The 224-nt window shown below is 70.5% G+C and carries 1 protein-coding gene; it reads right to left on the reverse strand.

The genetic code is table 11. From position 1 onward, the window contains the following. The coding region (locus IF78_RS44770) for an AMP-binding protein (RefSeq protein ID WP_158751732.1) at positions 1-224 on the reverse strand (224 nt) is incomplete at both ends.

The raw sequence follows: 224 nt of genomic DNA on the forward strand, positions 1-224 counted from the left end.
TCGGGCGAGTTCGGCGACGCTCAGGTCGCCTTCGGGGGTGATGACGGTGCGTCCGCCGTGCAGCAGCGGCACCCAGAAGGCGTAGGTGGAAGGGTCGAACGCGTACGGGGCCACCATCAGCACCTGCTCGTGCGCACCCTCGCCGAACATCCCGTCCACGACCAGCTCGAGGACGTCGCGGTGGGTGACCGCCACACCCTTCGGGCGGCCCGTCGAACCCGAGG

The sequence above is a fragment of the Streptomyces bicolor genome (assembly GCF_000719285.1).
GTDB classification, from domain to species: Bacteria; Actinomycetota; Actinomycetes; order Streptomycetales; family Streptomycetaceae; genus Streptomyces; species Streptomyces bicolor.